The 16386-nt window shown below is 67.2% G+C and carries 11 protein-coding genes; 7 read left to right on the top strand and 4 right to left on the bottom strand.

Annotation, left to right across the window (positions count from 1 at the left end; genetic code table 11):
• Positions 1–256: 256 nt before the first annotated feature.
• On the top strand, positions 257–1537 hold the full coding sequence (locus VO99_RS17960; RefSeq protein ID WP_232315408.1) for a GntR family transcriptional regulator: 1281 nt from the start codon (positions 257–259) through the stop codon (positions 1535–1537).
• On the opposite strand, the gene VO99_RS17965 is transcribed toward VO99_RS17960, so the two are convergent.
• The gene (locus VO99_RS17965; RefSeq protein WP_232315409.1) at positions 1528–2868 is read right to left on the bottom strand and encodes a class-II fumarase/aspartase family protein; all 1341 of its coding nucleotides are present in this window, start codon (positions 2866–2868) and stop codon (positions 1528–1530) included. The genes VO99_RS17960 and VO99_RS17965 overlap by 10 nt on opposite strands.
• Positions 2869–3006: 138 nt before the next feature.
• Here VO99_RS17965 and VO99_RS17970 point away from each other — a divergent pair, with 138 nt between their 5' ends.
• Complete coding sequence (locus tag VO99_RS17970; RefSeq protein WP_083440707.1) at positions 3007–4080, top strand: porin; 1074 nt, start codon at positions 3007–3009, stop codon at positions 4078–4080.
• 13 nt (positions 4081–4093) lie between these two features.
• Entirely contained in the window at positions 4094–5065 is a 972-nt protein-coding gene (locus tag VO99_RS17975; RefSeq protein WP_046114288.1) for a Bug family tripartite tricarboxylate transporter substrate binding protein, read from the top strand.
• A 935-nt stretch (positions 5066–6000) separates the two neighbouring features.
• On the opposite strand, the gene VO99_RS17980 is transcribed toward VO99_RS17975, so the two are convergent.
• Positions 6001–6360, bottom strand: a complete 360-nt coding sequence (locus VO99_RS17980) for a cupin domain-containing protein (protein WP_046114289.1) — start codon at positions 6358–6360, stop codon at positions 6001–6003.
• Positions 6361–6432: 72 nt separating this feature from the next.
• Here VO99_RS17980 and VO99_RS17985 point away from each other — a divergent pair, with 72 nt between their 5' ends.
• On the top strand, positions 6433–7278 hold the full coding sequence (locus VO99_RS17985) for an AraC family transcriptional regulator (protein WP_046114374.1): 846 nt from the start codon (positions 6433–6435) through the stop codon (positions 7276–7278).
• A 403-nt stretch (positions 7279–7681) separates the two neighbouring features.
• Here the strand turns inward: VO99_RS17985 and ggt are convergent, their stop codons facing one another.
• Positions 7682–9400: a gamma-glutamyltransferase gene (gene ggt / locus VO99_RS17990; RefSeq protein ID WP_052736432.1), complete on the bottom strand. Its 1719-nt coding sequence runs from the start codon at positions 9398–9400 to the stop codon at positions 7682–7684.
• A gap of 326 nt (positions 9401–9726) precedes the next feature.
• Positions 9727–10236 (bottom strand): Lrp/AsnC family transcriptional regulator, encoded by a 510-nt coding sequence (locus VO99_RS17995; protein WP_046114291.1) that lies wholly within the window; start codon positions 10234–10236, stop codon positions 9727–9729.
• 116 nt (positions 10237–10352) lie between these two features.
• On the opposite strand from VO99_RS17995, the gene VO99_RS18000 reads away from it, so the two are divergent.
• From VO99_RS18000 to VO99_RS18010, 3 genes are all read left to right on the top strand, one after another.
• Entirely contained in the window at positions 10353–11537 is a 1185-nt protein-coding gene (locus VO99_RS18000) for a M20 aminoacylase family protein (protein ID WP_046114292.1), read from the top strand.
• A gap of 28 nt (positions 11538–11565) precedes the next feature.
• Positions 11566–12807 carry a diaminopropionate ammonia-lyase gene (locus VO99_RS18005; protein ID WP_046114293.1) on the top strand — a complete coding sequence of 414 codons (1242 nt, stop codon included), beginning with the start codon at positions 11566–11568 and terminating at the stop codon, positions 12805–12807.
• A 601-nt stretch (positions 12808–13408) separates the two neighbouring features.
• On the top strand, positions 13409–16384 hold the full coding sequence (locus tag VO99_RS18010; protein WP_083440709.1) for an ATP-binding protein: 2976 nt from the start codon (positions 13409–13411) through the stop codon (positions 16382–16384).
• Positions 16385–16386 lie beyond the last annotated feature (2 nt).

The following is a 16386-nucleotide window of genomic DNA, read 5'->3' on the forward strand; positions in this document are numbered from 1 at the left end:
GGCCGGTGCGCGTTGATGCGACCCATCGCCGACTTTCAGCGCTTACACCGGCCATCCGCTCTGGCGGGCCAAACAGAGCGATGATGATCCCGGCCAGCGCAACCGCCGCCTGTTCCCGTTGCGTCCTGGCGAACAGTGCGAGCATGCCAGGTAACGAAGGCGGTTGCAGACCATAGCCTGCCCGGCTCTTAGGGGCTGGAGCAAGACGCTGCCCACAACGGGCGCGTGCTTAACGCGGCCTTGCCGACGTTGAGGCATGCAAGAGCTGGCGTCCGGCAGTGCCGACCGAGCGCTGATATCTCAACGGCGATTTTTCACCAAGCCGTGCGGTCGTCGCACGCGCGCCAGCGCGCCGCCGAGCCGCAACAACGTGTACTTGTGTTGTATTGTGTTGCTCATGCGCAGTTCTTCGGCAGATATTGATCGGTACCTCGACACGTTGGCGCGTCAGGCGCGCCCCGGCGATCGGCTCCCTCCCATCCGTGAGCTGATGAAGCGTTTCGGCGCCTCGCAGGTGGCCGTCCAGCGCTCCTTCGCTCAGCTCAAGGACAGGGGGCTCATCAAGTCGGAAGTCGGGCGCGGCACCTTCTTCATCGGTGCCGACACGCTCGAGGCACCGGGTCGCGAACATCCGGCGCCATCGTCGACCATCGCCGACAACGAGAGCGGGCCGTCGGTGCTGTTGCTGCGGCGGTCAATCAGCGTGGCCCGGGGTCGCCTGTTGATGGAAGGGCTCCAGAAAGCGCTGGTGGCCGACGGGGCACGCGTGCTGGAGCTGTCGTACACCGATCCCGTCCACGCCCGGGACGTGCTGAAGAGCCTGCCCCGCTTCGATGCGTGTGTTGTGCAATCCACTTACCGGACGATCCCGATCGAACTGCTTGCCGAGCTGCGCGACAAGTGTGATGTGGTCGCCGTCGATGGTCTGGCGCTGGCCGGCTCCGACGTGGAGTCCGTCGGCATCGAATGGGGCGAACCGCTGGATGCGGCCATGCGGCGGCTGCATGGGCAGGGGCATCGTCGCATCGCTTTCGCGACGACGGCGCATCCGTTCCTGTCGACCCAGCTCGCCCTGCGGCGCTACCGCAGTCTTGCGCTGGCCGCAGCGGAGACGCTCGACTGCACCGAAATCACGCTGCCGCTGTTACCGGACGAAGGCTTCGCCGACGCCTTGGTTGATCACCTGCAGGGGCTGCTGCGCTCCGCCGGCAGCCTGCCGTTCAGTGCCCTCGTGGCCTGGGGCATCGAAGACGGCGCCGCCTTCCGGGCCGCGCTCGCAGGGATCGGTCTGGAGGTGCCGGACATGCTGAGCATCGTGCTACTGGGCCGACCCGACATCGCATCCGAGCATGCGGACTTCTTCGAGATCGTGGGCAGCCATGTGGCCGACCAGGTTGAGACGCTCCATCGCGTCATCCGCATGCGGATGCGCTCACCCGGCGCACCCTACGGCGCGACGCTGACACAGGTGCGGTCCCGCCCGGGGCGGTCGCTGGCCGCGTTGCCCGCCGCAAAAGCGCGTCGCAGTCAACGCTGAGCGCCGACGCGCTTGGCCGTCTCACGGGCCAGCGTGGCCGACTGTCCGACGTAGGCTTGCGGATCGAGCACCCCTTCGAGGTCGGCTGAAGCTGGCAGATCGGCCAGCGCGGCGTCTTGGCGCAGCGCGTCCTCGAAGTCGACGTCCTGGGAGACGGCCTGCTGCGCGGCGTTGTAGAGGATGCGATGCGCTTCGTGGCGGCCCATTGCCGACGTGAGGCGCATCATCGCGGCCTCCGAGCTGATGAGGCCACGCGTCAATCGGAGGTTGCGGCGCATCGCCACCGCGTCGACTTGCAGGCCGCGCGTCAGCGTGGCCAAGGTCTCGGCGATCGAGGTCGCGATGACCGCGATCTCTGGCAGCATGGTGTCGGTCACGTTTGTGGACGAGGAATCGCCTTCGTCCATCCGGACCATCGCCTCTATCGCCGGCGGCACACGCGCGCGCAACAGGCGGGCCAGGCTCACGAGCAGAAGCGCAGTCGACGGATTGCGCTTCTGGGCCATTGTCGAACTGCCGACTTTGCCCATGTGGAAGGACTCCGCCGCCTCGCCGATCTCGGTGCGCTGCAGGAAGACAACGTCCTGCGCGATCTTCTGCGCCGTCCCGGCCAGCAGGCCAAGCCCGCAGACGTAGTCCGCGGCCCGATCGTACGAAGACCGCATCGACAGCCCGGCCGGCTGCAGCCCGAGCTTCCCCGCTAGCAGCGTCTCGACACGCCGGCCGACCTCGCCCGTCGCGGCAAAGCTGCCGATGGCACCACCCATGCAGGCCGGGAAGGAGGCCGCAATGCGGCTGTTCAGGCGCACGCGATGCCGGTCCAGCTCGTCCAGCCAGCCGGCCGCCTTCAGGCCGAAGGTCATTGGCAGTGCGTGCTGTCCATGGGTGCGCCCGGCCATCGGCGTATCCGCGTGCTCGACGGCGAGCGCTGCGATGGCCTCGATCGCTGCACCCAGGTGTTGCAGCAGCAGCCGGTGCGTCTGCTGCATCTGCAGCGCACTTGCCGTGTCGAAGATGTTCTGGGTGGTCGCGCCCCAGTGGATGTAGCCGGCCGCCGGCTCGCCGCACAGGGCCTCGAACCGATGCAGAACCGGAACCAGCGGGTGCTGGGCGAAGGCGATCTCGGCGGCCAGTGCGTCAAGGTCGAAGCGGCCGGCCTGGGCCTGGGCGCGGATCACGTTCGCAGCGTGGGTCGGGATGACGCCCAGCTCGGCCTGAGCCTGGGCCAGCGTGGCCTCGACATCGAGCCACGCCTGCAGGGTCGCCGCGTCGCTCCAAACGGCCTTCGCCGCCTCATTGAACCAGTGGCGGGTCACGAACGATTCAAACATTCCGATGCACATGGGAGCCTCGTAGCAATCAATGCATACATATTGTACGCTCCAGCTGAGGCGCCCTGCGATAAATACGTATGCGCCGGTACACTTACATTGACGTCATACAATACATATGCGTACACTGCGGCGCCGATGACGTATCGGCCATACCCGACGGAGACATACGTGATTGCCAAACAACATCCGCATCCTCGGCCACCCCCGGTGGTCGCGCCCGCCTGCAGAGTGGCACTCTGCACAGTGGTACTTGCCGCCGCAGCTTCGGCCGCCTGCGCGCAGTCCTCCGTGTCGATCTACGGCATCATCGATCAGGGCGTCGTCAAGGCGAACAGCGGCACGACGCCGGGTGCTTTGCTGCCGGGGCGCGGCGCGGCCCCCGACGTCTGGACATTGAAGGCAGGCAACACCTCGCGCCTGGGATTCCGTGGGCAGGAAGACGTCGGCGGCGGGCTCTACGCACGCTTCCAGTTCGAACACCGGTTCGCCGCCGACACCGGGGCCGCCAGCAACGCCAGCGTGTTCTGGCTTGGACGCTCTGTGATCGCCGTCGGCTCGAAGACGCTCGGCGAGCTTTATGCGGGGCGCGAGTACTCACCGGCGTATTGGGTAGCGCTCAATGCGGACCCGACGCTGTGGAGCTACGTGAGTCAGCTCGGATCGGCCTACACCTATGCGAACTACACGCCGGTGGCCGCCACGGTCGAGGCCTCGAACATACGCTGGGCGAACAGCATCGGCTATAAATCGCCGATCCTGGGGGGTTTCAGCGCCGAAGTGGCGACGGCGCTTGGCGAAGGCGCGCACAAGCGGGCGACGGCCGGCAATGCGCAGTACAAGCGGGGGCCCTTGTGGCTCGCGGCCGGCTTCGACCGACTGGACAGCACAACAAACCTGGTGCTGGCCGCGGCCGGCTACGACTTCGGATTCGTGAGCCCGCTGATCAGCTACTCAAAGGCGAAGGGCGGCCTGAATGGAGACGGCAAAGCATTCAGCATGGCGGCGACCGTGCCGCTTGGTTTCGGACGGGTGCTCGCGTCGTACGGCCGTCTGAGCCCGGCGAGCGGTCTGAATTCATCGATGCTCGGTGCAGGTGTGCAATACGACTTGAGCAAGCGAACGCTGCTGTACAGCAACCTCGGTTCCGCCAAGCGCGACGGCCTGACGCGGACGACAGCGGTCGACGCCGGCGTCAAGCACACCTTCTAAAGGAGTTGCCGACATGAACGTGTCCATCCGAACGTGCGTGGTATCCATCGCCGGCGCACTTCTCGCCGCCACCACGGCCAGCGCCCAATCCGACAAGCCGATCTCGCTGGTGGTCGGCTATTCCGCCGGCGGCAGCGCGGATTTTGTCGCGCGTATCGTCGCCGAGGCGATTGGCAAGCGGCTGGGGCGGCAGGTCATCATCGAGAACGTGGCCGGCGCCAGCGGGATGCTGGCCGTACAGAAGGTGCTGAATGCACCGGCGGACGGCAACCTGCTCTACATGGGCGGGAGCGACACCGTCGCGGTGCCTATGGTCAACCCAAAGGCGAAGGTCGCCTGGGACACGGACCTCGCGCCGGTCGGCCGTATGACCACGCTGCCAATGATTTTCGCGGTGCCGAAGAGCTCGCCCTACACGACGCTCGGCGACCTGGTCGCCGCGCTGCGCAAGGGCGGCAAGGAGGCGTTCAACTATGCGACGCCTGGCATCGGGACCATGCAGCACTTCTACGGCAGCCTGATCAACCAGAAGGCGAACGTGTCGATGCTGCACATCCCGTACCGCGGCGGCGCGCAGATCGCCAACGACCTCGTCGGTCAGCAGGTTGACAGCGCGGTCCTTGTGCTCTCCACAGCAATGCCCTTTCTCAAGGAGGGCCGCATCAAAGCCCTGTCCGTCTCGGATTCGGCTCGGGTGCCCCAGCTTCCGGAGGTGAAGCGGATTGGCGAGGAGCAGGGCTTCGCTGGCGTCGCACTGCCACTGTGGCAAGGCCTGTTCGTGAAGTCGGGGACGCCCGTGGCCACGGTCGCGACCTACGAGAAGGCCATGATGGAGGCCTTGGCACAACCCGAGGTGAAGGCGAAGCTGGGGGAAGCAGGTGTCACCGCGGCCCCGCTGCGCGGCGAGGAACTCCGGACCTTCGTCAGGCAGCAGGCGGCGCTGTACCGGGACATTGTGCAAAGCGCGAAAATCACCATGGAGTGATAACGCCGGCGCACGCCTCAGCCCGAGCCCGCGGCCGGTGACCCTAGCGGGTCATCCATAGCTTGGATGCAAAACCGGTGTGGTGGCGCACGCAGCGCACCGGCTTGGCGGCACTGACTGCTTCCGGCCCGAAAGCGCACGGTCAACGTCCGCTCCGCGGACATGTCCGACCGCGCAACGCGGCGGCCCGGTGCCGGCCACGGGACAGCGGACTGCCGACACAGATCCTGGCGACCTCGCTCAAGAACGTCGGGCTTTGGAGGTGTCGACCGCCCTGCCCCTGCCCCTGCCCCTGCCCCTGCCCCTGCCGATGCCGATGCCGATGCCGATGCCAATGCCAATGCCAATGCCAATGCCAATGCCAATGCCAATGCCAATGCCAATGCCAATGCCAATGCCAATGCCTCAGCGAAGCATGGCGGCGTCCGCAACGCGGACGGTCAACGCACCGTCCAGACCTTTGATCGGCCTCCGCTGCTTCGAGCTCGCTGTCTCTGAGCTGCCGCTGGGAGGTCTGATGAGCAGAGCGCCACACTGCGCGTTGGCCAACGCTGCGCTTCATCGCACGACGTAGCAGCGTGACGCACAGGGTGGTCATCGGTGGGGGGGTGCGGCACGAAACCGGAACCGCTTTGGCGGGCCGATGAACGTCGTTGCACGGCTGCAAAGCCGCCTGCAGCTTGCGCTGCCCTGCTTCGCTGCCTCGGTGCTCGCTCCGCTGGCGCCTGGCGCCACCGCCAAGGCGAGCGCTTCATCCAGCCCGCGTGGCGCAAGTGGGCCTACGGGTGCATCGACCAGACTTCCGGGCCGCGCACCCACACCCTGCGAGCCTGGACGCACTTCTACAACTGGCACCGACGCCATCACCGCATCGCCTGCCTGCCGCCCATGTCCAGGATGGTCTCAACAGCAGACAACCTGTTAACACTTCACAGCTAAATCACCTTCCTAGGCGCTGCCGTCACGGGATCGCCGCTGTTGGGTGTGCCGGTGGGCTCGATGAGCAGCAGGTGCACCTCCTCCTCTGCATGAGGTCGATGCTGCATGCCGGCCGGCACGACAAAGAGCTGGCCCGGGCCGAGTTCGACGGTCCCCTTTGGAAGGTCGATGCAAAGGCGCCCCTGCAGCACCAGGAAAAAATCGTCCGAGTCAGGATGCGCATGCCAGCTGAACGCCCCCTGCGCTTTGACGACCATGATGTCGTGGCCGTTGAAGGTGGCAACGGTAGGTGGCGACCAGTGGTCGGTGAACCCGGTGAGCTTGTGCTGGAGGTCAATGGCGGCGACGGAGGGCATGGCGGTCTCTCACAGGTGGAGGAGCGCCGCAGTTTCGCCACGGACGATCGCCGGGTCTTGTACGCTTGTTGCATGCACGTGCCCTCTGACCCCTTGCCCGCAAACTGGGCCCGTTTCACGCCTGGCGTTCTGTCCGGGGTGACTCGGGTGCAGGCCGGGTTCAAGGACCATGTCTTCGAGCGACACAGCCACGCCACTTTTTCACTGGGCGTCACCTGCAGCGGCGTGCAGATGTTCCAGTGCCGTGGGGAGCGGCATGCGAGCTTGCGAGGACACGTCATGCTCTTCAACCCAGATGAGCCCCATGACGGCCAGTCCGGAACGGCCGAGGGCTTCACCTACACCATCGTCCACCTTGAACCACATGTGCTCGACCTGGCCGGCACGGCGGGGGCCGGCGTCGCGGCGCGCAGGTTCTTCCGTCGCACCGTCGTCGAGGATGTGCATTTGGGGGCCCGCGTGGCACGCGTCATCGCCGCCATGGGTCTGGCCGGCGAGTCGCTCCGTGCCGAGACGCTGCTCGCGCGGTTGTTGCACCGGCTGCTGCGCCAGCATGGCGACCCTCCAGCCACGACGTCCTTCGCTTCGCCCGGCGGTCGGCGCATGGCCGACGTCCGCGATTTCATCGAAGCCCACGCCGCCGACGACCTGACCGTCCAACAACTGGCCCAACTGACAGGCCTGTCCCGCGCCCATGTCACCCGGGCGTTCACAGCAGCCCATGGCGTGCCACCGCACCTGTACCTCAACGGCGCCCGGCTGCGGCGGGTGCAGCAACTGCTCCTGGGCGGCAGCACGCTGGCCGATGCGGCCCTGGCGGCCGGCTTCGCCGACCAGAGCCACATGAGCAAGCGGTTCAAAGGCCAGTGGGGCGTGTCGCCGGGGACATGGCTCAAGCAGATGCAGGGGCAGCGGTGAGGTGGGACGTTCGCGCCTGCGCCCCTCGCGCATGACGGCCATGCTGTAGAGCTGCGAGGCCGTTGGCCGGCGCGTCCTCTTGGATGCACGTACCTCTCAGTACTATCTTGTCGCACCCGCCCTCGGCGACGCGAGGCCAGATGCACAACCAGACGGTCAAGCGCCGTTTCGACCCGTCACTCACATGTGAAGCCTACCGGTCGGAATCCACTGCGGCTGCGGAGCCCTCCGCGGAGGCTGCCCTTGATCACCTACACAGTGCAACGGTGCCGGGACCACGCGACCCCGGTGGGCCGCCCCGCACGAAGCGCCGCGAAGCCGTGCGGCCACCGCGGCGTTCCGCCAGCCAGTGTGGACGCGCAAAAAGACGGCCAAGTCGGCGCGAGGTGCCAGCAGCACGTTTTCAGGGAATCGGGGGCACGACCAGGGCCACACCGTTCGGGCTGCGGGGGTCGGTCACCGGAACCGGCGTGTCACCCACCACTTGGACGGCTTCGATGTTCAACCCACCGTTGACACCATCTCGCATGATCCAACCACGCAGCGTGAGGTCGGCCGCCACCGCTGCTGGGAACTTGCTGGCTTCGTACTCGATGACGTTGTCGGGCAGCAGTTGATGGTGGAAGCGGGGTAGCGCCTGCGCCTGGGCAATCGGCAAGTTGTAGTCCAGCGTGTTCACGAGCACCTGGTAGACGCTGGTGAAGATGCGCGATCCACCGGGCGTACCCAAGACAAGTGCGACCTTGCCCTCTTTGGTGGCGATGGTCGGGCTCATGGACGACAGGGGGCGTTTGTTCGGTTGGATCGAATTGGCGTCCGCGCCAACCACGCCGAACTGGTTGGGTACGCCCGGCTTGGCGGCAAAGTCGTCCATCTCATTGTTGAGCAGGAATCCTGCACCCTCCACCACGATGCCGCTGCCGTAGCCGCCGTTCAGGGTGTAGGTGTTGGACACGGCATTGCCCCAGCGGTCGACGATCGAAAAGTGAGTCGTCTGCGGCTTCTCGTCGGCCGTGGCCGGCACCGGCAGGTCAGTGCCCAGGCCCGGGCGCACGTTTGCCAGCGGCGTTGGTGCGGACAAGCTGACCTCGGCCGCGCGGCGCTGCAGGTAGTCGTCCGACAGCAGTTGGTCCATCGGCACTTGGTAGAAGTCCGCATCGCCCAGGTACTGCGCACGGTCGGCAAACAGCCGCTTCTCCATCTCCGCCGTCAAATGCAGGTACTGCGCCGAGTTCAGCGGCGCCGCGGCGAACTGGGGCGCGAGGAAGCGTTTCATCTTCAGCAACTGCCCGATCCCGAAGCCACCGGAGCTGGGCGGCGGCGCGGTGTACACCATGTACCCGTTCCAGTCGATGGACACCGGCTCACGCCACACCGCCTGGTAGTTGGCCAGGTCGGCTTTGGAGATCAGTCCGTTGGTACGTGCCATTTGTGCGACCAGCAGGTCGGCGGTCTGGCCCTTGTAGAAGTCGTCGGGCCCCGTGTCGCTGATGCGCTGCAAGGTATCGGCCAACTCGGGCTGCTTGAAGAGCTGGCCGCTCACCATCTTGCCGCCAAAGTAGTTGTTGAAGTTGGCCCGACTGCTGGCGCTGGTAGGCGTGGCGGTGCTGTAGGCCACAAAACCGTTGCGCGCGTAGCTGATTGCCGGTGCCAGCACCTGGCGCCAGGACAGGCGGCCAAAGCGCTGATGCGCCGCATGCAGGCCGGCCACAGTGCCGGGCACGCCGGCCGCCAACGAGCCGTCCAGGCTCAACCGGGGAATGACGTTGCCACTGGCGTCCAAGTACATGGTGGGCGTGGCCGCACCCGGTGCCTTCTCGCGGTAATCCACGAAGTACGGCTTGCCGTCCATGTAGATGGTCATGAAGCCGCCGCCACCGATGTTGCCAGCCGCCGGCAGGGTCACCGCCAGCGCAAAGCCGACCGCCACGCCGGCGTCGACGGCGTTACCGCCGCTCTGCAGGATTTGCTGAGCCGTCTCGGCGCCGAACCGATCCGGCGACGACACCGCACCGGCGGTCAATGGCGCGGGGTCGTTGTCGTCGCCGCCGCAGCCGATCAGGCTGGACAGCAGCATCGAGGCGACGAGCAGGCGTCGCGTGATCTTCCAAGGTTGTTGCATGGGTTCCTCCATCGGCGCCAGGGGGGGCCGCGCGGCGGACCCGGTGGACGCCGCGGGCGCGGCAGGCTGGGCTGCTGGCCGCGGCGGGCTGGGGCAAGCGAGGCGCCCGCAAGCACCGGAACGGTGCGTTCGAGGGTAAACACATGTCGCCAGGACGCACGCTAACCGCGCGCTCGGCGCCCAGTAAATTGTCGACGGCTTGCTGCCAGCGAACTGGCACCCAGGGACGCCGCATGTCAGACGGACTGTCGCAAACGCTCACATTGACCTCCAGGCACCATTCGTCCTTTGGTCAAGCAGACCTTGGAATCGCTTCGTGGAGGCCCTCAGTCTGCAGCCGCTGCCCGCAGCGGCACCCTGGTCTCGAACTTCGAACAGTTCATCGCGAACATGCTCTTGAAATTGCGCACGTTGTGGTTGGAGGAGAAGGCTTCTCGGGTGAAGGCGTGGTACTCCTCCATCGACTCGGCACTGACGATCAGCAAGAAGTCGAACTCCCCGGAAACCTCGTAGCAGGCCATCACCGCGTCCTCGGCCGCCATGCGCTGCTCGAACTGGGTCAGCAAGGCCGCGTTCTGCTGTCCAAGTTCCACGGAGACAAACACCGTGAGCGGGCGTCCGACAAGTCGACGGTCGACGATTGCGACCTGTCGCTGTAGCACGCCGTTCTCGCGCAACTGCGCGATGCGGCGCTGACAGGTGGCAGGCGATGTACCAACCTTGTCAGCCAAAGTGCGCATCGGCAGGGATGCGTCCTGCTGCAGCAGGTCCAGCAGGGCGACGTCCAACGGGTCCAGCGGGACCGGCTGAGCCTTCTTGGGCGGATTTCGAGGCATTGCTTCTCCAGTCCTCATTGCGCTGAGACAAATGCATCGTCAGACGCAGTATGGATGATGATTTTTCTCGTCGTCATGACCTAACAATCGTCGCATCGGGGACGAGGAGCAGAACGATGGTCGAAAGGGACGAGCAGACGCTGGAGTCCGGTTGGGTGCGCTGGCGCCATGACTTCCACCGCTTTCCGGAAACCGGGTTCAACGAGCGCCGCACATCGGACCGTGTCGCCCAGGTTTTGCAGCTGCTCGGACTCGAAGTTCACCGCGGCATCGGCGGAACCGGCCTTGTTGCGTCGCTCAACGTGGGCTCAGGCCCCGGTGTGATCGGACTGCGGGCCGACATGGACGCGCTCGCGATGTCAGAGACGGCACCTGACCGCGCCCACGCTTCGGAGAATGCAGGCTGCATGCATGCCTGCGGGCACGACGGCCACATGGCCATGCTGCTGGGCGCGGCGCAACTCCTGACCGCGCGCCGCGACTTCGACGGCACGGTGCGGTTCATCTTCCAGCCGGCCGAGGAGCACGGACGCGGCGCGGCGGCGATGCTGGCCGACGGTCTGCTTAAGCGCTTCCCGATGGACGAGATCTATGGTGCGCACAACATCCCGGGCATGCCCGCCGGCCACTTCGCCACCCGCGTGGGCGGGCTGATGGCCAGCGAGGACAACTTCGTCATCCGCATCACCGGGCGCGGCGGCCATGCGGCCCGCCCGCACATGGCGATCGATCCGCTGGTGATTGGTGCGGAGATCGTGCTGGCGCTGCAGACCATCGTCGCGCGCTCGGTCGACCCGCGTCATTCGGCGGTCGTGTCGTGTACCGAGTTCCTCACCGATGGCATCCGCAACGCGATCCCGAGCGACGTGGTCATCAAGGGCGATACGCGCAGCTATGCGCCCGAGGTGCAAGCTCTGCTGGAGGCGCGCATGCGCGAGCTCTGCGACGGCATCTGCCGCGCTCACGGCGCGAGCTGCACGGTTGAGTACACCCACGAGTTCGCGCCCACGGTCAATTGGCCGCAATGCGTGTCCGTGGCCGTGCGGGCCGCCCAGGCGATTGCCGGCGAAGCAAATGTTGATGCCGACACCCCGCCCATGATGATCTCGGAGGACTTCGGGCGCTTCCTGCAGAGCATCCCCGGCGCCTTCGTCTTCATCGGCAACGGCGTGGCTGACAAACCGGGCGGCGTGCCACTGCACAACGCGCGGTACGACTTCAATGACCGGATCGTGCCGATCGGCGCGCGCTGGTTCGCCGAACTGGTGCGGCAGCGCCTGCCGCTGGCTCAGGCTGCCTGAACGTCCATTCCTTCATTCCAAGACGCCGATGTTTCACCTCAACACCCACGCTGACCGACGCCCTTATGACGCTGACCTGCGCCCATGGCTGAGCCTTGCCGAGGGCCAAGCCGCGCGGGAGCGCCTGTCCAACTGGGCACGGCTGTCGCACCAGCACACCCCACTGTGGTCGCTGCCGGGCCTCGCGCGACAGATGCGCATCGAGAGCCTGACGGTCAAGGATGAGTCGAAGCGATCAAGCCTGGGGAGCTTCAAGGCACTGGGCGCGCCGAATGCCTTGGTGAAGCTGGTGCTGCGACGCTGGCCGGAGAAGGGTTGGACGGGCCCGGAGTTGCTGGCCGGCCTGCATGCCGAGGCGCTGAAGTCCTTCGTGGTCATCAGCGCGACCGATGGCAACCACGGGCGCGCACTGGCAGCTGCGGCACAGAGCCTGGGCTGCCGCTGTGTGATTGTCCTTCATGCCCATGTCAGCGTCGAGCGCGAGCAGGCGATCGCGGCCTTTGGGGCCGAGATCTTGCGCATCGCCGGCAACTACGACGAATCGGTCGAGGAAGCAGCGCGGCTGGCGGCCACCCATGGCTGGGAGGTCGTCTCCGACACCTCCTACGAAGGCTACGAGGAGGTCCCGCGGGACGTCATGCAGGGCTACGGTGTGATCGCCGACGAACTGCTCGCCGCTGCGTCGGAAACCGGCGATTGCCCCTGGACCCATGTCGTGCTGCAGGGCGGCGTTGGTGGCATGGCCGCTGGCATTGTGAGCTGCTTCTGGGATCGGTACGGCAAACGTCGCCCCCGCTTCATCGTCGTGGAGCCGGAGCAGGCGGACTGCCTGATGCAGAGCGCCATCGAGGGCCGGCCGGCGCGGGCGCGTGGCCGTGTCGATTCGGTCATGGCGGGCCTGGCCTGCGGTGAAACATCGCCCCTGGCATGGCGCTTCCTGCAACCGGCGGTCGACCTCTTCATGACCGCCTCGGACGCGCAGGCTGAAGTCGCGATGCGCGTGTTGGCCGAAGGCCCGTACGGTGATGTGCCGGTCGTGGCCGGCGAGTCCGGCGCTGCCGGTCTGGCAGCGCTGGAGGAACTGAAACGTGATCCCGAGGGGCGCAAGGCCGCGGGTCTCGACCTCGGTTCGCGCGTGCTGCTGATCAACACCGAAGGGGCTACCGCGCCGAGCGTCTATGCGGGCCTGGTGGGTCGCTCGGCGCAGGATGTCATGGCCGCGCAGACCGGTTGGCGCCATCGCTTTGGGATACCCGTCGCGTACGAGTGAGTGGGCGTCACAGGTAGGACGTGCGAAAGACGCAGCCGTGGCGTGCCGGATGATCGGCGGATCGATGCAAGGCCGCGACTGGCCCGTGATCTGACGTCTTGAGCGTTGTCAATCACCGAGATGACTGCTGCCACCAACTGACCGACCGTCGGCGGGACTCGCCCTCGAGGTCCGGTGACGGCCGAAAGCGCGGCGTGAACGTCCGCTTCGTGGACACCTGGCCGAGCGCAAGGCGCATGGTCCGCGTCATGCCGGTGCGCCCGCATTTCAGAAGCGCGCTTTGTGTCTACCCACATCGCCTCTCAACAACGACGTGGCCCATTGCAAAGTTCGAGCCGACGGTCCGGCGGGGCTCGCCCAACCGCGTCGTTCGCTCGACCTTGGGCGATGAGCTGGCTAGTCATCGCTGACGAAACGCGGAAGTCTGAGGCAACGGGCACGGCGCGCCACCCCGGCGGCGTTTCGGCCCGGGCTCGCCATCGGCTCAGGGTATCGATGCCGCTAGCTTGATGGGGATCCGCCGAGCTCATGGGCGGGGCGCTCCAACGCGCGGTTGCACCGCCACCGTAGACGCACCCCTGCGCCGATCCGACAATGGCGCATGGGCATTCGGTTGTTGTTGTTTGGCGATCCGTCTGTCGTGCAGGGCGGCACCACAACCGCGCTGCCGCGCGAACGGGGCAGCCAGTTGCTCGTGGTGCTCGCGCAGCGAAACGCTTGGGTGGCACGCCACGAGCTGGCCGCGTTGCTTTGGCCCGAACACAAAACCAGGCTTGCACTGACAAACCTGCGCAAGGCGCTGTTCCGACTACAGGAGCGGTCGTGGGGCGGAGCGCTCGAGGTGCTGCCGGGCAGCGTGCGGCTGCACGCCGACACCGACCTGGCGGCCTTCGAAGCGGCGCTCCAGGCCGGGCACCACGCCGAAGCACTCGTGCTGCGCCGAGGCGAATGGCTGCACGGCTTTGACGACGATGCGAACGAGCCCTGGACCGCCTGGCTGCGCTTCGAACGCGACCGCCTGCGCGCCGCATGGCGTGGGGCCGCGCTGGCGCACCTGGGCGATGCAGGCACCGGCACGGCTGAAGGCATTGCACTGGCTTCGCGCCTGCTGGAAGCCGATCCGCTTGACGAGGCGGCCGTCTGCGTGCTGATGGAGCGGCTTCAACACAGCGGCCAGACGGCGCGCGCGCGCCAGGCCTACCGCGAGTTCACCGAACGGCTGGCCGCGGAGCTCGGGCTCGGGCCCGGCGCCCGACTTCAAGCCTTGCACGATGCGCTCGGCAAGACCCTCATCGCCCAGGCTGCGCCTCCGCCGGCCGCGGCTGCGGCCGGCTTCATCGGCCGCACCGGCGAGCGACGGCGCATCGCCGAACTGCTCGCGCGCGACGACGTGCGCCTGGTCTGCCTGACAGGCCCCGGTGGCATGGGCAAGACACGCCTGGCGCGCTGCGTGCTGCTCGATGTGGCAGCAGCGCACGGCAACGACGTCGCCTTCGTGCCGCTCGAAGACCTGCTGTCGATGCAGGACGTGGCCGCACGCATCGCGCGTGAACTCGGTCTGCTGCTCCAGGGGCGTGCTCCATTGCTCGAGCAGCTGGCTGCGGCGCTCGGCGAGCGCAGCACGCTGCTCGCGCTGGACAACTTCGAACAACTCGTGCAAGAGGCGCCGCAGCTCGATGCGCTGCTGGCCGCCTGCCCGCGCGTCAAGCTGCTGGTCACTTCGCGCACCCGCCTCGGCCTTGCCGGCGAGCAGCTCTTCCCGCTCGAAGGCTTGCCGTGCCCGGAGCCGGAAGACGGTGACCGGCTCGAAGCGTTCGATGCCGCGCGCCTCTTCATCGCCGCGGCCCAACGCGTCGACCCAGCGTTCGTGCCGGCGGCCGAGCGTGACGCCATCGCCCGCATCTGTCGCCACCTCGATGGCCTGCCACTGGCGCTCGAACTTGCTGCCGCGTGGACCCGTGTGCTGCCGTGTGCCGAGATCGCTGCCGAGCTGCGAGCCGGCACCGAACTGCTGCGCGCCGACGGCGCCACCCACCCGCCGCGCCACGCCAGCATGGACGTGGTGTTCGAACAATCGTGGCAGCGCCTGGTGCCCGCCGAACGGGACACGCTCGCGCGCCTTTCGGTGTTCCGTGGCGGCTTTGCCGTCGAGGCTGCTCGTGCGGTGGCCGCTGCGGCGTTGCCTGTGCTCGGTGCGCTGGCCGACAAGTCGCTGCTGCGCAAGGAGGGCCAGCGCCTCGCACTGCACCCGCTGGTGCAGCAGCTCGCCGCGCACAAGCTGGGCGACGCGGAGCGCTCGGCAACGCGCCTTGCCCACGGCGCGTATTTCCAGCACCGGCTGGTGCAGTGCATGGCCGCGGCCGAAGCCGGCGAGCGCAGCACCTTGCGGGCGATTGACACCGATTTGGAGAACTACCGGTTGGCGTGGCAGTGGGCGATCGATGCGGGGCCTACCGATACGTTGCCCGGCTGCGCCGCCACGCTGCTGTGGTACTTCGATCACCGCGGGCTCATCGACGACGGCCTGCGCTGGATGCGCGAGGCGATCGAATCGCTGCGTGTGCGCGCTGACACCGCGCTGCTCGCACTGTTCGAAAGCCGCGCGTCGCACCTGTGCTACCGGCTCGACCGCTATGCCGAAGCCGAACAGCTGGCCGCGCAGGCGCTGGCCCGCATCCCACCCGCGGAACGCGAGAGCGTGGCGCGTGTGCAAGCCTTGACGGTACTGGCTGCGTGCGCGCTGCGTGTCGGCCGCCTCGGCGAGGCGCAGCAGCGCTACGAGCAGTTGCTGGCGCGTGTGCGCACCGAAAGCCGCCCGCAGCAGATCGCGGGCACACTCGACAACCTGGCGCTGGTGCACAAGCGACTGGGCCGGTACGACGAAGCGCTGCGCCTGTCGCTCGAATCGCTCGAGCAGCACCGCCGCATCGGCCACGGCGCCCGCATCGCGCTGGGTCTGAACAACCTCGGCTCGCTCTACATGGCGCGCCAAGAACCCGCCGCAGCGCTGGGGCCACTGCGAGAGGCGCTGGCGCTGTGCGAGCGAGACGGGCTCGTCAGCACGTCGGCGCTGGTGCATGCGAATTTGTCGCAATCGGCGATGCAGCTCGGCGAGCTGGCCGCCGCACGCCAGCATGCGCAGCGCGGCAGCGCAAGTGCCCTGGCCAGCGGCAACCGCAGCGTCTGGGCCTGGGTGCATTCGCATAGCGCGCGCGTGTCGGTGCGCGAAGGTGATTTGGCACAGGCCCGCGTCGCGCTCGCCGAAGGTTTGTCCGCGGCCGTCACGCTGGGCGCACCTTCGCTGCTGGCGCCAGGGCTGCTGGCATTCGCCGAGCTGCTCGACGCGCAGGGCCACCCGATGCTCGCGCGCCGCTGCCTGGCGTTTTTCAGCGAGCGTCCAGAGCTGACGCGATCTGACCGCGACGAAATGCTGGCGCGGTTGGATCAGTGGGGCGGGCTGCCGTGCGGCGCGGCCGCATGGCCCGGCATGGCGCTGCCGGAGCTGCTTCAGCGCATCGCCACCGAAGCGCCGCAGCAGCACGCGGCGTTGATCGCGCTGCTCGACACACCGCACTGAAG

The sequence above is a fragment of the Aquincola tertiaricarbonis genome (assembly GCF_000969605.1).
Taxonomy (GTDB): Bacteria; Pseudomonadota; Gammaproteobacteria; order Burkholderiales; family Burkholderiaceae_C; genus Aquincola; species Aquincola tertiaricarbonis.

Bases quoted from the DNA above. Each gene is read 5' to 3' on its own strand.
- VO99_RS18005 (WP_046114293.1), top strand. From the start codon at position 11,566: ATGTTTCACCTCAACACCCACGCTGACCGACGCCCTTATGACGCTGAC.
- VO99_RS17960 (WP_232315408.1), top strand. From the start codon at position 257: ATGCAAGAGCTGGCGTCCGGCAGTGCCGACCGAGCGCTGATATCTCAA.
- ggt (WP_052736432.1), bottom strand. From the start codon at position 9,400: ATGCAACAACCTTGGAAGATCACGCGACGCCTGCTCGTCGCCTCGATG.
- VO99_RS18000 (WP_046114292.1), top strand. From the start codon at position 10,353: ATGGTCGAAAGGGACGAGCAGACGCTGGAGTCCGGTTGGGTGCGCTGG.
- VO99_RS17970 (WP_083440707.1), top strand. From the start codon at position 3,007: ATGACGTATCGGCCATACCCGACGGAGACATACGTGATTGCCAAACAA.
- VO99_RS17975 (WP_046114288.1), top strand. From the start codon at position 4,094: ATGAACGTGTCCATCCGAACGTGCGTGGTATCCATCGCCGGCGCACTT.
- VO99_RS17965 (WP_232315409.1), bottom strand. From the start codon at position 2,868: ATGTTTGAATCGTTCGTGACCCGCCACTGGTTCAATGAGGCGGCGAAG.
- VO99_RS17980 (WP_046114289.1), bottom strand. From the start codon at position 6,360: ATGCCCTCCGTCGCCGCCATTGACCTCCAGCACAAGCTCACCGGGTTC.
- VO99_RS18010 (WP_083440709.1), top strand. From the start codon at position 13,409: ATGGGCATTCGGTTGTTGTTGTTTGGCGATCCGTCTGTCGTGCAGGGC.
- VO99_RS17995 (WP_046114291.1), bottom strand. From the start codon at position 10,236: ATGCCTCGAAATCCGCCCAAGAAGGCTCAGCCGGTCCCGCTGGACCCG.
- VO99_RS17985 (WP_046114374.1), top strand. From the start codon at position 6,433: ATGCACGTGCCCTCTGACCCCTTGCCCGCAAACTGGGCCCGTTTCACG.